The 15,358-nt window shown below is 56.0% G+C and carries 14 protein-coding genes; 7 read left to right on the top strand and 7 right to left on the bottom strand.

Annotation, left to right across the window (positions count from 1 at the left end):
• Positions 1-85 precede the first annotated feature (85 nt).
• The 5 genes from xsc to C8N36_RS12275 all read left to right on the top strand — a co-directional run bounded on the left by xsc (position 86) and on the right by C8N36_RS12275 (position 7,742).
• On the top strand, positions 86-1,858 hold the full coding sequence (gene xsc, locus C8N36_RS12295) for a sulfoacetaldehyde acetyltransferase (RefSeq protein WP_097805012.1): 1,773 nt from the start codon (positions 86-88) through the stop codon (positions 1,856-1,858).
• A gap of 260 nt (positions 1,859-2,118) precedes the next feature.
• Positions 2,119-3,156 (top strand): YeiH family protein, encoded by a 1,038-nt coding sequence (locus C8N36_RS12290; RefSeq protein WP_097805013.1) that lies wholly within the window; start codon positions 2,119-2,121, stop codon positions 3,154-3,156.
• Between the two features lie 41 nt (positions 3,157-3,197).
• On the top strand, positions 3,198-6,026 hold the full coding sequence (locus C8N36_RS12285) for a molybdopterin oxidoreductase family protein (protein WP_097805014.1): 2,829 nt from the start codon (positions 3,198-3,200) through the stop codon (positions 6,024-6,026).
• A gap of 94 nt (positions 6,027-6,120) precedes the next feature.
• The gene (locus tag C8N36_RS12280; protein ID WP_097805015.1) at positions 6,121-6,870 is read left to right on the top strand and encodes a 4Fe-4S dicluster domain-containing protein; all 750 of its coding nucleotides are present in this window, start codon (positions 6,121-6,123) and stop codon (positions 6,868-6,870) included.
• Entirely contained in the window at positions 6,870-7,742 is an 873-nt protein-coding gene (locus tag C8N36_RS12275; RefSeq protein WP_097805016.1) for a dimethyl sulfoxide reductase anchor subunit family protein, read from the top strand. Before C8N36_RS12280 ends, C8N36_RS12275 begins: the two co-directional genes overlap by 1 nt.
• Before the next feature lie 78 nt (positions 7,743-7,820).
• Here C8N36_RS12275 and C8N36_RS12270 read toward each other — a convergent pair whose 3' ends face one another.
• The 7 genes from C8N36_RS12270 to C8N36_RS12240 all read right to left on the bottom strand — a co-directional run bounded on the left by C8N36_RS12270 (position 7,821) and on the right by C8N36_RS12240 (position 12,968).
• Entirely contained in the window at positions 7,821-8,438 is a 618-nt protein-coding gene (locus tag C8N36_RS12270) for a DUF1523 family protein (RefSeq protein WP_097805017.1), read from the bottom strand.
• A 12-nt stretch (positions 8,439-8,450) separates the two neighbouring features.
• Positions 8,451-8,717 (bottom strand): hypothetical protein, encoded by a 267-nt coding sequence (locus C8N36_RS12265; protein WP_097805018.1) that lies wholly within the window; start codon positions 8,715-8,717, stop codon positions 8,451-8,453.
• 64 nt (positions 8,718-8,781) lie between these two features.
• Positions 8,782-9,114, bottom strand: a complete 333-nt coding sequence (locus tag C8N36_RS12260; protein WP_097805019.1) for a hypothetical protein — start codon at positions 9,112-9,114, stop codon at positions 8,782-8,784.
• 31 nt (positions 9,115-9,145) lie between these two features.
• On the bottom strand, positions 9,146-10,306 hold the full coding sequence (gene nagA / locus C8N36_RS12255; RefSeq protein WP_097805020.1) for an N-acetylglucosamine-6-phosphate deacetylase: 1,161 nt from the start codon (positions 10,304-10,306) through the stop codon (positions 9,146-9,148).
• Complete coding sequence (locus C8N36_RS12250) at positions 10,303-11,331, bottom strand: SIS domain-containing protein (protein WP_097805021.1); 1,029 nt, start codon at positions 11,329-11,331, stop codon at positions 10,303-10,305. Before C8N36_RS12250 ends, nagA begins: the two co-directional genes overlap by 4 nt.
• A 9-nt stretch (positions 11,332-11,340) precedes the next feature.
• On the bottom strand, positions 11,341-12,099 hold the full coding sequence (locus tag C8N36_RS12245; RefSeq protein ID WP_097805022.1) for a GntR family transcriptional regulator: 759 nt from the start codon (positions 12,097-12,099) through the stop codon (positions 11,341-11,343).
• Complete coding sequence (locus C8N36_RS12240; RefSeq protein ID WP_097805023.1) at positions 12,096-12,968, bottom strand: glucosamine kinase nucleotide-binding domain-containing protein; 873 nt, start codon at positions 12,966-12,968, stop codon at positions 12,096-12,098. The genes C8N36_RS12245 and C8N36_RS12240 overlap by 4 nt, the downstream gene beginning before the upstream one ends.
• A 160-nt stretch (positions 12,969-13,128) precedes the next feature.
• Between C8N36_RS12240 and C8N36_RS12235 the strand changes: the two genes are divergently transcribed.
• Positions 13,129-14,052, top strand: coding sequence for an N-acetylmuramic acid 6-phosphate etherase (locus C8N36_RS12235; RefSeq protein ID WP_245910801.1), 924 nt, complete (start codon positions 13,129-13,131; stop codon positions 14,050-14,052).
• Positions 14,049-15,302: an ABC transporter substrate-binding protein gene (locus tag C8N36_RS12230; RefSeq protein WP_097805024.1), complete on the top strand. Its 1,254-nt coding sequence runs from the start codon at positions 14,049-14,051 to the stop codon at positions 15,300-15,302. Before C8N36_RS12235 ends, C8N36_RS12230 begins: the two co-directional genes overlap by 4 nt.
• Positions 15,303-15,358: the final 56 nt, after the last annotated feature.

Below are 15,358 nucleotides of genomic sequence, written 5' to 3'. Positions count from 1 at the left end.
CCCTATCTGCAAGGGTTTCGCAAGACTACGGTATTGCCAATCGCACCGGCCTTAGGTCGGCGTTCTTGTTTTGGAGATTCCCACCATGAAAATGACCACCGAAGAAGCCTTTGTAAAGGTTCTGCAACGCCATGGGATCGAGCACGCATTTGGTATTATCGGTTCGGCCATGATGCCTATCTCTGATCTGTTCCCACGGGCTGGTATTAACTTTTGGGATTGCGCCCACGAGGGGTCTGGCGGCTTTATGGCTGACGGTTACACCCGCGCGACCGGCAAAATGTCGATGATGATCGCGCAAAACGGCCCTGGTATCACTAACTTTGTGACCGCCGTGAAGACTGCGTATTGGAACCACACCCCGTGTTTGTTGGTCACGCCGCAGGCTGCCAACAAAACTATCGGTCAGGGCGGGTTTCAGGAAATGGAACAGATGCGCATGTTTGCGGACTGCGTTGCCTACCAAGAAGAAGTGCGCGACCCATCACGCGTTGCCGAAGTTCTGACCCGTGTGATTGCGCAAGCCAAACGCGCCTCGGCCCCTGCCCAACTGAACATTCCGCGCGATATGTGGACCCAGATTATTGACATCGAAATCCCCGATCCAATCGAGTTCGAAATGTCCTCTGGTGGTCAGTCGTCTGTTGCCGAAGCTGCCAAGATCCTGTCCGAAGCGAAAAACCCCGTCATTTTGAATGGCGCAGGGGTCGTTTTGTCTGCAGGCGGCATCGATTCTTCGATTAAACTCGCTGAGCGCCTCGATGCACCAGTTTGCGTTGGCTATCAGCACAACGATGCCTTTCCTGGCAACCACCCACTTTTTGCCGGTCCTTTGGGATACAACGGATCAAAAGCAGGCATGGAGCTGATCAAAGACGCGGATGTTGTCTTGGCGCTGGGCACCCGGTTGAACCCCTTCTCGACCTTGCCGGGCTACGGCATGGAGTATTGGCCCGCAGATGCCAAAGTGATTCAGGTCGACATCAACCCTGACCGTATCGGCCTGACCAAAAAGGTCACCGTTGGTATCGTCGGGGACGCCGCCAAAGTTGCCACTGGATTGCTTGAGCAGTTGAGCGACACAGCAGGGGATGCTGGCCGTGCGGACCGCAAAGCCAATATTGCACAGCGCAAATCTGCATGGGCGCAGGAACTTACCTCGCTGACACATGAGAACGACGATCCGGGTACCAACTGGAATGAACGCGCCCGCGCGGACAAGCCAGACTGGATGAGCCCCCGAATGGCATGGCGTGCTATCCAATCTGCGCTGCCAAAAGAAGCAATCATTTCGTCTGACATTGGAAACAACTGCGCGATCGGCAATGCCTATCCATCGTTTGACGAGGGCCGCAAATATCTGGCACCAGGCCTGTTTGGTCCTTGCGGCTATGGTCTGCCGTCGGTTGTCGGTGCGAAAATCGGTTGCCCCGATGTGCCGGTAGTCGGGTTTTCCGGCGACGGCGCATTTGGCATCGCGGTGACCGAGCTGACCGCCATTGGCCGCGGTGAATGGCCTGCAGTTACGCAGATCGTGTTCCGCAACTACCAGTGGGGCGCGGAAAAGCGAAACTCGACTTTGTGGTTTGACGACAACTTTGTCGGCACAGAACTGGACGAGCAGGTTTCATACGCCGGGATCGCAAAAGCTTGCGGTTTGATCGGTGTGGTTGCCCGTACAATGGATGAGCTGACAGCGGCGCTGGATCAAGCGATTAAAGATCAAAAAGCAGGCAAAACAACCCTAATTGAGGCCATGATCAACCAGGAACTGGGTGACCCGTTCCGCCGCGACGCGATGAAAAAACCCGTTGAAGTGGCCGGTATTTCGGCCAGCGATATGGTCCCGCAAACCTAAGCGATACTTAAGAAAAATTCACCCCGATGGCCGGTTCGGTCGTCGGGGTGATTGGTTCGCTGCACTGGTGGCGGACCAACCCAAAAGGAAACGAGTTTGATTTTCAACGAAATCACTTACGTGTCGCGCTTTGATTGCATGCGAGCCGACTTTCCGCCTCGGGCTGAAGGACGGTTAACGGTGCAAAACCTAAAACAATTCCAACAAAAGCGCCGCCTTAGACAAACGTCGGGCCGACGACACTCGAAAGGTCTTTCCTGATGGCGGAAGCCAACGTTTCATTCCTGTCTACATTCCGTTTTGCAAACCTCTCCGCGCGGTCTCAAGAATTATTTCCCGGCGTGGCCGTGGCGGTTTTGGTGGCCGTTGCGGCCAAATTTTTGTCTGAACACTACGGATCACCCGCAATGCTGATGGCATTGCTTTTAGGGATCGCCGTTAGCTTTTTGTCCGAAGACGAAAAGGCAGCGCCAGGTATCGCTTTTTCCGCCCGCACGGTTTTGCGCATTGGCGTGGCCTTACTAGGTGCACGGATCAGCATCGATCTGCTGGTGGGGCTGGGCGGGCCATTGATCGCCTTGGTGATCTGTGGCGTGCTGGCCACAATTGCATTTGGCTTGTTCGTCGGCCGGTTTTTCGGTCACAAATGGCGGTTTTCATTGTTGACGGCCGGGTCGGTTGCAATTTGTGGTGCATCTGCCGCGATGGCGATCGGGGCAATTTTGCCGCGTGATGAACGGTCCGAAGAGCGCCTGATATTCACAGTTGTCGGCGTGACGGTCCTGTCGACCCTGGCAATGATCATCTACCCGATCCTGGCCAATGTTCTGAACATGAGCACCACCGAGGCGGGCGTCTTTTTGGGCGGTACAATCCACGATGTGGCGCAGGTTGTTGGCGCAGGCTTCTCCGTTTCTGTCGAAACCGGCGACACCGCGACCTTGGTGAAATTGATCCGCGTTGCGATGCTTGCACCAGTGGTCTTGATTGCGTCCATCGCGATCCGATCGATGGCCGATGCAAATCCGGATGAAAAGCGTCCACCGCTCTTGCCGTTTTTTGTTCTGGCTTTCTTAATTTTGGCGGGCATTAATTCTGCTCATCTGATTCCGGCGGCTTTGGCCGAATTTCTGAGCGAATCTTCGCGTTGGCTATTGTTGATTGCGATCGCAGCCGTCGGCATGAAAACCCACCTCAAACAGGTGCTTGGCGTCGGCATTGCCGCGATTGGCCTGATTGTTGTCGAAACTCTCTTCATCGGGGCGTTTATCCTTATCGGGATACGTCTCATCACCTGAATATACCGCAGTACGCACTGACAACAGCATAAGGGCGCCAGATGACATTCCAGCCACCTGAACTAGATACGAGCCCCAAGGTTTCGGATGAGATCCGCAAAACCACCTGTTACATGTGCGCCTGCCGCTGCGGGATAGATGTTCATATGAAGGATGGTAAGGTCGCCTATATTGAAGGCAACCGCGACCATCCGGTCAACAAAGGCGTGCTGTGTGCCAAGGGCTCAGCGGGGATCATGCAGCACAACGCCCCGTCGCGATTGCGCGCGCCGCTGAAACGTGTTGGTCCGCGCGGTTCGGGCGAATTCGAAGAAATTAGTTGGGATGAAGCGTTTGAAATTGCAGCCAGTAAACTGGCACCGCTACGCGCCAAGTCCCCGGAAAAGCTTGCTTTTTTTACAGGCCGCGATCAATCGCAATCCCTTACCAGCTTTTGGGCGCAAAGTTTTGGCACCCCCAACTATGCAGCGCATGGCGGATTTTGTTCCGTCAATATGGCGACGGCGGGCATCTATACGATGGGCGGTGCATTCTGGGAGTTTGGTCAACCGGATTGGGAGCATACCAAATTATTTATGATCTTTGGTGTTGCCGAAGATCACGACAGCAACCCGATCAAAATGGGCATTGGCAAGATCAAGGCGCGCGGTGCCAAGGTTATTGGCGTTAACCCGATCCGGTCGGGCTACAATGCTGTGGCAGATGAATGGGTCGGCATAACGCCGGGCACCGACGGGCTCTTCATTCTTGCGATGGTGCATGAACTGCTCAAGGCAGGCCGCATTGATCTGGATTATTTGGCACGCTACACCAATGCTCCGGTTTTGCTGGACTGTGACCCCAAATCTGAAGATTTCGGTATGTTCTTGCGCAGTGATGACGGCAAGCCGCTGGTCATTGACCGCAAGACCAAAGAATTGGTGGCCTTTGATACCCCGGGCATCATGCCTGATTTGACAGGCCATATCCGCCGTGCAGGCGTAACGCATCACGCCGTCATGCATCAGATGGCCGAGAAATACCTCGATCCGCAATACGCCCCCGAGGCTGTGGCCGAGCGCTGCGGCATTCCGGCTGCGCGCATTCGGGCCTTAGCGGCAGAGGTGGCGCGGGTTGCCTTCGAAGAGCCGGTTGTGCTGGACCGTGAATGGACGGACTTTCGCGGTGAAACACACAAACAGATGGTTGGCCGTCCGGTGGCGTTTCATTCCATGCGCGGAATCTCCGCGCATTCGAACGGATTTCAGACCTGCCGCGCTTTGCATGTGCTGCAAATCTTGCTGGGGGCCGTCGAAACCCCCGGCGGTTTCCGGTTTAAGCCGCCGTATCCAAAACCAGTAGAAGCGCATCCAAAGCCGCATTGCGGCGTCACCCCCGGTGCCCCCTTGGATGGCCCGCATCTCGGTTTTGTCCAAGGCCCCGAGGATTTGGCGCTAAAGCCTGATGGAAGCCCGGTGCGCATCGACAAAGCGTTTACGTGGGAAAACCCGATGTCCGCGCATGGGATGATGCATATGGTGATCGCCAATGCGCATGCCGGTGATCCCTACAAGATCGACACACTGTTCTTGTATATGGCGAATATGGCATGGAATTCGTCGATGAACACCTCAGGTGTTATGAAGATGCTGACGGACAAAGATGAAAACGGCGACTATGTGATCCCCAACATCATCTATTCCGACGCCTATAGTTCGGAAATGGTGGCCTATGCCGACCTGATCCTCCCCGATACCACCTATCTGGAACGGCACGATTGTATCTCGATGCTTGACCGTCCGATTTCCGAACCGGATGGCGCAGCAGATGCGATCCGCTGGCCGGTGGTTGAGCCGGATCGCGATGTGCGCGGCTTCCAATCGGCGCTGATCCAGCTGGGCGCAAAACTTGGATTGCCCCATTTCACCAACGAAGATGGTAGTGCAAAATACGCGGACTACGCGGATTATATCGTCAACCACGAACGCAAACCTGGCATCGGACCTTTGGCAGGTTGGCGCATGGGCGAAGAGGGCCTGACCACAGGACGCGGAGCGCCAAATGCAGCTCAACTAAAAACATACATCGAAAATGGTGGTTTCAGCGTCACCCATATCCCAAAAGAGGCCGCCTATTTCAAACCCTGGAATATGGGATATCAGGATTGGGCTGTCGGCATGGGCTTTTACGACGCGCCGGCCCCTTATATCTTTCAGCTCTATTCCGAACCGGTGCGCAAATTTCAACGCGCTGCCGAAGGTATCGGTGAACACCAACCGCCGGACCATCTCCGTGACAGGTTGAAAAAGGTCATGGACCCGCTGCCGATCTGGTACGAACCTTTCGAAGGCACGATGGTCGATCCCGATCGCTATCCCGTGCACGCGCTGACCCAGCGACCGATGGCGATGTATCACAGCTGGGGCAGTCAAAACGCTTGGTTGCGTCAACTTCACGGACGCAACCCGCTGTATTTGCCGACCAAACTGATGCGGGAACACAACTTGTCTGACGGCGATTGGGCGCGCGTTAGTTCGGCCCATGGTGAAATCATTGTGCCAGTGATGGAAATGGCGGCGCTGAACGAAAATACCGTCTGGACGTGGAATGCAATTGGCAAACGCAAAGGCGCTTGGGCGCTGGATAAAGATGCGCCCGAAGCAACCGACGGTTTCTTGCTAAACCACTTGATCAACGAACTGCTCCCCCCCCGCGGCGACGGTCAACGTTGGGCCAATTCAGATCCCATCACCGGTCAGGCCGCGTGGTTTGATCTCAAAGTAAGGATCGAGAAAACCAACGCTCCAACCGAAAGCCAGCCCAGCAAAGCCCCGCAAAAATCCCCTGTTGGGCAAGGTCCCAAGGAACTGCGCTGGAAGGTGGGGAAATGATCTTGCTTCTTCATCTTGCCAAGAAAACTCCGGGGTCCGGGGCAGCGCCCCGGTCCTGCCCCGTCCACATGCCAATCCTGCAGGAGGCCCACCCATGACCTCACTTCCACAAACCACCCATCGCAAGCTTGGGCTGGTCATTGATCTGGACACCTGCGTCGGCTGCCACGCCTGCGTCATTGCCTGCAAAGGCTGGAACACGGAAAACTATGGCGCGCCGCTGTCAGATCAAGACCCGTATGGTGCCGATCCGGTTGGCACGTTCCTCAACCGTGTTCACAGCTACGAAGTGCAACCAGCCGCCGCTCCGGCGCAATTGGTGCATTTCCCCAAATCTTGCCTGCACTGCGATGATGCTCCCTGCGTGACGGTTTGCCCGACAGGGGCCAGCTATAAACGGGTCGAAGATGGCATTGTTCTGGTCAACGAAAGTGATTGCATCGGGTGTGGGCTATGCGCTTGGTCCTGTCCTTACGGAGCACGCGAACTGGATGCTGCTGAAGGTGTCATGAAGAAATGCACCCTCTGCGTGGATCGGATTTACAATGAAAATCTACCCGAAGAGGACCGCGAACCCGCATGTGTGCGCACCTGCCCTGCAGGCGCACGCCATTTCGGCGATTTCGCAGATCCAGACAGCAATGTCTCGAAACTAAGTGCAGAGCGTGGCGGAATGGATCTCATGCCCGAGTTGGGCACAAAGCCGGTCAACAAATATCTTCCTCCCAAACCCAAGGACACGTGGGAAGGCGAAGTTGACGTTCTGGCCCCGTGGCTTGAACCTGTCGCAACCGAGGCCACAGGATTTCTGGGTTGGCTCGACAAAGCTTTGGAGAAAATCTGATGCATCCAGCACCCTCCATTATTGCCTTTACCACGCTGTCAGGCCTCGGTCTTGGTCTTCTGTTTTGGCTAGGTATTGATCCGGATCCCAGCGGCGGCTGGGTCGGGTTTACCTTTTTTACACTGGCTTTTGGAATGACGGGCATCGGGCTTGCGGCCTCGACCTTTCATCTCGGGCATCCCGAGCGCGCGCTGAAAGCGTTCAGCCAATGGCAGAGCAGTTGGCTGAGCCGAGAGGCCTGGGCCGCTGCGTCGGCCATGCTGGTGATGGGCCTTTATGCGTTTTGTCTGATTGTACTGGGCGTCCATGTCGCCGTTCTGGGGTGGCTGGGGGCGTTGCTATGCATGGCGACCGTTGGCACCACATCGATGATCTACGCGCAACTCAAGACAATCCCGCGCTGGCATCATTGGTCCACACCGGTGCTGTTTTTTGCATTGTCTCTTGGCGGCGGCGCATTGTTGGCGGGCAAGATTTCCATGGCGATCTTTTTGATCGCGCTGGCGGGCGGGGTTCAGGCCTATTGGTTTTGGCAAGGTGATCTGCGCTTTGGCGATGCGGGCGCGACGATTGGCACGGCGACGGGCCTTGGGGATCGCGGATCTGTGCGGGCGTTTGAGCCACCTCACACCGGAACCAACTATCTGCTCAAAGAGTTTGTCTATGTCGTTGGCCGTAAACACGGCGACAAGCTGAGATTGATTTCATTGGGGTTGATGACAGTCTTGCCGCTGATGATTTTGCTGACCAATCCCCACCACTTGATGGCAATCATCGCCGTGCTTTCGCATGTCACCGGGGTTGTTGTGTCGCGTTGGTTGTTTTTCGCGCAAGCAGAACATGTTGTCGGGCTGTATTACGGCAAAAGGTAACACCGGCCCTCACAAAAGAATGCCGGCCGACCTGAAAGCAGATCGACCGGCATATTTTCTTGTGTACTGAATGATTTATCAGCTTTTTCTACTAAACGTGCGCTTTAGCCAGCTTCCACCATCATCGATGCGGTCTTCAACGCTTTCGATCATTGGATCGATCCGCTTGGCCTGAAACCGGTTCCAACGTACTCGGATTGCCCAGAACAGTGCCGCCAAACCGGTCAGGATGAGAATGTTAAGCCATGGGATGATTTGCACATCCGGCCCTTCGACTTCGCGAACCGAGAGAGCGTTGGGGAAGATCGAGATAAACTCGCTCCTCCAGCCGTAGTGGCGCACGGCAATCCAGCGCGGTACGGCGGATGTTGATTTCAGATCGGTCGCCTCGGCATAAAGGTTTGAGGTATCGAACTTGAAATAGGGCGGCCAGCCCCATCCGGTGTCTTCGTTGCGGTAAACGATGATCTTGCCGTCCGGTGTCGTGGTTTGGATAAAGAACACGTCACGATTGGGCATTGTACCATCGCTGCCCACATCTGCTTGGGCCCAAAACAAGCTGTTGTCGCCGGGATCGACCCGCTTTTCATAGGTGTCGGTGATCCGAACAATGTCGTGCTGCGGCAGAGTGTAGTGCAAGAAGCCAGCTACAATGACCCAAAACACAACAATTAAGGTCCATTTGACATACGCCATTTCCGGCCCCTTTCAGTGGAAATTTGTCAGATATACGATGGTCAGCACAATGCAGATTGGCAGACCATAGACCAGAGCAAACAGTGACCAGCGCCGTAGTTTTTGGCTTTTTCTGAGGCCGTCATCGACATAATCGTCCACATCGCCCTTGCGTCCGTCGACGCGCCAATCGTCTTCGAGCGCGTCGCGCTTTTTTGCGCGCAGGCGCAACAGCGACACGATATAGACAATCGATAGGACCAACAGGCCGACGATCACAAAACGCCCCAGCGCGATCATTGCATTCCCCTTTGCTAGTTATCATCTGAGCCTAAGGGAGAGAAAAATCAACCTTTGGTGTGATCTACCAAGTGTTCGTTGTCCACCGGCGCGGTGCTGTTGAAACAACCAGCGCCAAAATCGGCCCCCAGATCAAACCGGCTTTAGCCCCCAGCGATAAAAAATGCCAAAAGCCGGTGGAACCGTCTCTCAGCAAGCGCTCTGTCAATTCGGGGTTCTCGACCTGATAAAGCGCTGAAAACCCCAAGGCTGAAATCAAAAGCATTGCGGCGCAAGACAGCACTGTCAAAAAGACCAGCCCGCCAATCGTTTCCGGTACAAGCCGCTCTAGACGGCGCGGCACTACAATGGACGCAAGCGCCAGAAAAACAGATGGGACAACGAGCTCTGTGAACATGAATGTAGAAATAAACCGGGCTACAGGCGCGTCAAGCGCCAGTTGTGGTTTCGGTTAGAGCCGGTGATTGTGGGTTCAGCGCAAATTCAGGGGTAATGCGGATCATATCCAATGCATTTGCCCCGATCAGGCGGCCTTGTTTCAATCCCGCTAAATTCGCCGGAACGGACGTCGCGGCCCGCAAAGCAGACTGCAAAGGAATGCCGACCTGCCGAACCATCACGCGCAAGGCGGTGCACAGGTCCAGATCTGCGCCGGCCAGAGTGCCGTCTTGCAACGTCAGCTGACCCTGATTGCGCAAGACGATGCGGCCGTCGATTTCAAACGACTGAATGTTACTTCCAGCGCAGGCCATCGCATCACTGACCAAAAACACCTCGCTTGGGCCTGACTTGGCGTCCCATGCGGCGCGGATCGTAGCAGGATGCACATGCACGGCGTCTGCGATCAGACCTGCTGACAGCGCTCCGTTTTGCAATGCGGCCCCCACCAAGCCGGGCTCGCGGTTTCCAAGTTGGCTCATGGCGTTGAACAGATGCGTGACACAGCGCGCGCCAGCGTCGGTATATGCCATACAGGTTTCAAAATCGGCGTCGGTATGCCCCAGCGAAACAATGGCTCCGGCCTGAGCCAATGCCTGCACTTGATCGGTGCGGACATTTTCAGGGGCAACTGTCAGCATCAAGGCGGGTAACTCTGCAGCCGCGTCTAACAGCATTGCCAAATCGGCATCATCCATCGGGCGGATTAACCCTGCTGAATGCGCGCCCTTTCGGGCAACCGACAAATGCGGACCCTCCAGATGCAATCCGGCGATCCCCGGGGTGTTTGCGGCGATGGCTTGTTTTGCAGCGGCGATCGCGGAGGCGGTTTTATTCGCTGTATCTGTGATCAAGGTGGGCAAAATCGACGTTGCCCCAAGGCTGCGATGCGCGCGGGCCATGCGTTGCAAGGTTTCCAACGTCGGGGCATCGTTGAACATCACCCCGTCGCCGCCATTCACCTGCAAATCAACAAAACCCGGTGCCAGTATGTCTCCGCCCAGATCGATCGCTTCAAAATCATCCGTGCTATTTCGATCAGGCTCTATTGACGCGACCACCCCATCTTGGGCGACCAAGCAATGATCGTTCAGCAACCGTTCCCCGTCAAAGATCGGACCACCGTGAAAGATCTGGCGCGCAGGGTTCATACCGTTTCCGTTACCTTGTTCAGATGGCGCGGGGCGTCCGGATTGACATTTCGCGCGGTCGAGACCTTTTCGACCATCGCGTAAAAGGACACAACGGATGAAATCGGGTCGGTCAGCCAATGATCTGTCCGTTGATGCGGCAGGCAGATCGCCTTTTTGGCTTTGCGGCTGGTGACAAAGGCCAGTGCGCCTTTTTCGGTCAGCGCATCAGCCACATCTACCAAAGATTGCTCTGCTGCATCCGCAGCGGCAAAGGCGATTACTGGAAATCCGCGCTCAACTATCGAAACGGGGCCATGCATGACCTCTGCCGAAGAATAGCTCTCGGCGTGAATTTGGCAGGTTTCCTTGAACTTCAGCGCAGCTTCGTTCGAAATGGCAAAAGACGGGCCGCGCCCCAAGGTCAAAACAGATTGGCCGTTGATTGCATTGGCGGCCATGGTCCAATCGCATTTGGTTGCGGCTTCCAAGTGCTCGGGCAGGGCGCGGATTGCGGTCAATAATTCGGTGTTGCCTTTCAATTCAGCGATCAACCACAAACCCGCCACCATCGAGGTGACAAACGTCTTGGTTGCCGCGACGCTCAGCTCAGGTCCGGCGCAGATTGGCAGGGTTGCCGTCGCGATCTGGGCCAGCGGCGACGTGTCGTCATTGGTGATCGCCACACTGGTGGCTCCGGCCTCGGTCAAGGCGCGGGTCAATTCGACAATGTCGGGGCTTTTGCCGGATTGCGAGACCGACAGGCATAGCGCGTTTTTCGGGACCTTTAGCTTGGCCCCGTAGATCGACGCGACCGACGGTCCGACCGAAGCCATCGGCAACCCCAGTTCCAGCTCGCACGCATATTTCAAAAACGAACAAGCGTGGTCAGACGAGCCGCGCGCGACAGACATAAGATAGGGAATATCATCGCCAATCAGGGCTTTGGTCTTGGCGATTGCGGGGCCTCCTGCAGTGAGCAGGCGATCAACAGCCGCGGGGATCTCTTCGATCTCGCGGCGCATCTGGGTCGTTTCAGTGGTCATAACTCAGCCTCATGCGTTGGATAACCGCAATTCGGCGACAAAGTCATAGGCGTCACCGCGATAAAGCGATTGGGTGTATTCCGCGACACGTCCGTTTTCGAGGAACGATGTGCGTTTGATGCTTAGCCCTGCGGTGCCTTCGGCGACGCCCAGAAGCTCGGCATCCTTGGCGGGCAAATTGACAGCCGAAATTTTCTGAACCGCGCGCACGGGCCGCTGTCCGCTGGCATCAAGAAGCTCATAAAGCGACGTGGTGACCTCAAGCGGGTTGGGTAAAATGTCTAGCGGCAAGGCTGCCCGTTCAATTGCCATCGGCCGTCCACCTGCTTCGCGCAGGCGGGTGATGCGCGCTACGGATTCGCCCGTGGACAGGGCTAGGGCTATGACTTCGTCGGGGGAGGGCATAAATATCCCGCGTTCAAGCCAGCTGGACGTCGTTTCCATCCCGCGTCGACTCATGTCTTGGGTAAAGGACGTCAGATGTGACAGGGATTGTTCAACTTTTGGTTCAGCTTCCCGAACGAAGGATCCAGACCCCTGACGCTGAATGATCAGGCCCTTTTCGACCAGTTCATGAATGGCTTTGCGCACGGTGACGCGGGACAGATCTGTCATATCTGCCAGTTCACGCTCCGGCGGCAGTGAACTGTTGGCAGGTAAAACCCCGTCGGCAATGCCCTGTTCAAGCCGCCGGCGCAGTTGGACATAGCGCGGACCGGCACTGGGCGAGAGCCATTGCTCAGGGTCCAGAAACGTAGAAACACTCATCCCATGAGCTCCTTTTTGAAGTCATAAGCGAGGGCGATGGCCCCATCGAGCGGGGTTCCAAAGGCGGGGGCCAGCACGTCTTGCAAGTCCTCGTGGAAGTAGCGGGCGTAGCAAGGTGCAATTCCGCCAGTAAAGGTAATCGGCATTGGTGCGGCCCACCCCAAGCGTTTGATCGCGAAGGTCAGCCAATTTGCGCCATCTTCCAAAATGGTCCTAGCGATCGCATCGCCTGCCTCTCCCGCTGCCGTGACGTCTGGTGCGATTGTTCCAAGGTCAGAGGCCGAGGCCTTTGCCGCAAACTCAACGATCCCTGTCGTTCCGCCAAATTGTGCAAGCAAAGCGGTTGTCAAATCCGTATGCGGTGTCAATTGATCCCGCGCGTTCAGGGTTGCGGACAAGGCCATTCGCCCCACCCACTGCGCCGATGCCTCGTCGCCCAGCCTTGCGCCCCATCCGCCTGCAAAGCGCGGGTGCCCGTCGGTTTGGACCACCTGAAAAGACCCGGTTCCACAATGGATAAGCGCCCCGTTGCCCAGCCCCAAAGCACCGCGTGCCGCAGCTACGCGATCTTCTTCGATGCGAACCTGTGAGAACGGCAATCGTCCTGCAACTTCGGAGGCCTTGCTTGGGCCAGTAACGCCTGCCAGCCCTAAATAGGCCGGAACGGAATGCAGTTTTGAGGCGTCAAGACTGATGACTTCGGCAAGCCCGTCAAGTCCGTCCAGAATTTGCTGTGCGGCCCCGTCCATATCGGATGTGACATTGCAGCTGCCGGATTCATAGGTGTGACGTTGGCCTGCGATCTCGCAGGAGACGCGGCACCGGGTGCCTCCGCCATCTATGGCGATTATGTCGGGTGGTCTGGTCATGGTGCTACCTATATAATACCTTTTGTAAAATTGAAAGGCCGAAATGATACCTATTGGACGATTTGCGTGGCGTAAATCGCCGAATATCAACAGAAATAAAAAATGGTAGACAAATGGTATTGTAAAGGTATGCTTCTGGTCAGATGAGGGGATTCTTGCTGTGACGCCAACAACTGAACAAATACATCCGCAAGCTTTGGCGTTGGACGTGCAGACGCTGGACGCGGCTGTGATGGCTATATGCGATGCGCAGGTTCAGGCCGCTGGTGTCGTCGCGCGTTGCACTGCGCAGTTGCAAGCCGGTGGCGTGGCGATGGCAGAGGCTATTCGCAGTGATGGCAAGCTGTACTATGTTGCGGCTGGATCCTCGGGGTTGATGGCTGCGGCCGACGCGATGGAATTGGGTGGCACGTTTGGTATTCCCTCCCGCCAGATTGAAATCTTGATGGCAGGCGGTGTGCCTTCCACGGCGCATATGCCCGGTGATGTTGAAGATGAAGTCGCGCAACTGTCTGTGGCGTTGGCGGGTCTGCAAAGCCGCGATTGCCTGATCGCGGTCACAGCCAGCGGCAGTACTCCTTACACGCTGCGCGCCGCCAAAATAGCGCAATCGGTTGGAGCAACCGTCATCGGTATCGCCAACAATCCAAATGCCGTGCTGTTTGACCTTTCAACCCATGCCGTCGCTTTACAAACGCCGCCGGAAGTTCTGTCCGGATCAACTCGGCTTGGGGCCGGTACGGCGCAAAAGATCGCCCTTAACGCCTTGTCGACGCTGATGGGGGTCGCGCTGGGGCACGTCTATCAAGGTATGATGGTCAATTTAAAGGCGGACAATATCAAGCTGCGCGAACGCGCCAGAGGTATTGTCTGCCGCATCACTCAGGTCGACGAGGCCGCTGCGACAAGCGCACTGGCGCGCGCAGATGGGGATGTCAAAACCGCCTGTCTTTTGTCTTTGGGTGCGCAAACACCTGAATTGGCCCATGCTGCATTAGGTGCAGCAGAGGGGCATCTGGGCCGCGCAATGTCGGGGCTAAATCTGCACATAATAAAAACTGAAAAACTGGGAGTAACATTATGAAACACAAGGCACTTTTTCTGGCATTGGCCAGCACAGCCCTGACAGCAACGGGCGCTTTCGCCGAGGATGTGACGCTGAACATCGAAAGCTGGCGCAATGATGACCTGACTCTGTGGCAGGACAAAATCATTCCGGCGTTTGAGGCCGCTAACCCCGGTATCAAAGTCAACTTTACCCCGTCCGCGCCAACCGAATACAACGCGGTTTTGAATTCCAAATTGGATGCCGGTTCTGCCGGTGATTTGATCACCTGCCGCCCGTTTGACGCTTCTTTGGCGCTGTATGATGCAGGTCATCTGGCCAATCTTGCCGACATGGAAGCCATGGGCAATTTCTCTGATGTAGCAAAATCCGCATGGCAGAGCGACGATGGATCTGCCAGCTTTTGTGTGCCAATGGCATCGGTGATCCACGGCTTTATCTATAACAAAGAAGCCTTTGAAGAGGTTGGCGTAGCGGTCCCAACCACCGAAGGCGAATTCTTTGCGGCGCTTGAAGCCTTCAAAGCGGACGGCAACTATATCCCGATGGCCATGGGCACAAATGACCAGTGGGAAGCGGCCACAATGGGCTACAACAACATTGGTCCTAACTACTGGAAGGGCGAAGAAGGCCGTCAGGCGTTGATCGCAGGTGAGCAAAAGCTGACTGACGACGCATGGGTGAAACCATACGAAACGCTGGCGAAGTGGGGTCCCTATCTGGGCGACGGTTTTGAGGCGCAGACTTATCCAGATAGCCAAAACCTGTTCACCCTTGGCCGCGCGGCGATTTATCCTGCGGGCTCATGGGAAATCACAGGTTTCAACGCTCAGGCCGACTTCGAAATGGGTGCCTTCAAGGCCCCTGTTATGGCCGCTGGCGACACCTGCTATATCTCGGACCACACCGACATCGGCATCGGTATGAATGCGGCAACCGCGCATCCCGAAGCGGCAAAAGCGTTTTTGTCATGGGTCGCCTCACCTGAATTCGCGGGCATCTTTGGCAACGCGCTGCCCGGGTTCTTCCCACTGTCGAACACACCGGTTGAGCTGGAAGACCCGCTGGCCAAAGAGTTCGTAAGCTGGCGCGGTGAATGCGAAAGCACCATTCGGTCAACTTACCAGATCCTGTCACGTGGTACGCCCAACTTGGAAAACGACACGTGGGGCGCTTCTGTTGCCGCGATCAAGGGGACATCAACTCCGGCTGAGCTGGGCGCAAAACTGCAAGACGGTCTTGCGATGTGGTACGAACCACAGCAGTAAACCTTTGGCTTGAGAGCTGAACGTTCGGGCGGGATCTGCCTGCCCGAACACCCCTA

Origin of the sequence: Pelagimonas varians (assembly GCF_003208435.1) — a bacterium.
GTDB classification, from domain to species: Bacteria; Pseudomonadota; Alphaproteobacteria; order Rhodobacterales; family Rhodobacteraceae; genus Pelagimonas; species Pelagimonas varians.
Note: the sequence above shows the minus strand (reverse complement) of the source record. Positions and strands in the feature narration are given on the sequence as shown.

Bases quoted from the DNA above. Each gene is read 5' to 3' on its own strand.
- xsc (WP_097805012.1), top strand. From the start codon at position 86: ATGAAAATGACCACCGAAGAAGCCTTTGTAAAGGTTCTGCAACGCCAT.
- C8N36_RS12290 (WP_097805013.1), top strand. From the start codon at position 2,119: ATGGCGGAAGCCAACGTTTCATTCCTGTCTACATTCCGTTTTGCAAAC.
- C8N36_RS12285 (WP_097805014.1), top strand. From the start codon at position 3,198: ATGACATTCCAGCCACCTGAACTAGATACGAGCCCCAAGGTTTCGGAT.
- C8N36_RS12280 (WP_097805015.1), top strand. From the start codon at position 6,121: ATGACCTCACTTCCACAAACCACCCATCGCAAGCTTGGGCTGGTCATT.
- C8N36_RS12275 (WP_097805016.1), top strand. From the start codon at position 6,870: ATGCATCCAGCACCCTCCATTATTGCCTTTACCACGCTGTCAGGCCTC.
- C8N36_RS12270 (WP_097805017.1), bottom strand. From the start codon at position 8,438: ATGGCGTATGTCAAATGGACCTTAATTGTTGTGTTTTGGGTCATTGTA.
- C8N36_RS12265 (WP_097805018.1), bottom strand. From the start codon at position 8,717: ATGATCGCGCTGGGGCGTTTTGTGATCGTCGGCCTGTTGGTCCTATCG.
- C8N36_RS12260 (WP_097805019.1), bottom strand. From the start codon at position 9,114: ATGTTCACAGAGCTCGTTGTCCCATCTGTTTTTCTGGCGCTTGCGTCC.
- nagA (WP_097805020.1), bottom strand. From the start codon at position 10,306: ATGAACCCTGCGCGCCAGATCTTTCACGGTGGTCCGATCTTTGACGGG.
- C8N36_RS12250 (WP_097805021.1), bottom strand. From the start codon at position 11,331: ATGACCACTGAAACGACCCAGATGCGCCGCGAGATCGAAGAGATCCCC.
- C8N36_RS12245 (WP_097805022.1), bottom strand. From the start codon at position 12,099: ATGAGTGTTTCTACGTTTCTGGACCCTGAGCAATGGCTCTCGCCCAGT.
- C8N36_RS12240 (WP_097805023.1), bottom strand. From the start codon at position 12,968: ATGACCAGACCACCCGACATAATCGCCATAGATGGCGGAGGCACCCGG.
- C8N36_RS12230 (WP_097805024.1), top strand. From the start codon at position 14,049: ATGAAACACAAGGCACTTTTTCTGGCATTGGCCAGCACAGCCCTGACA.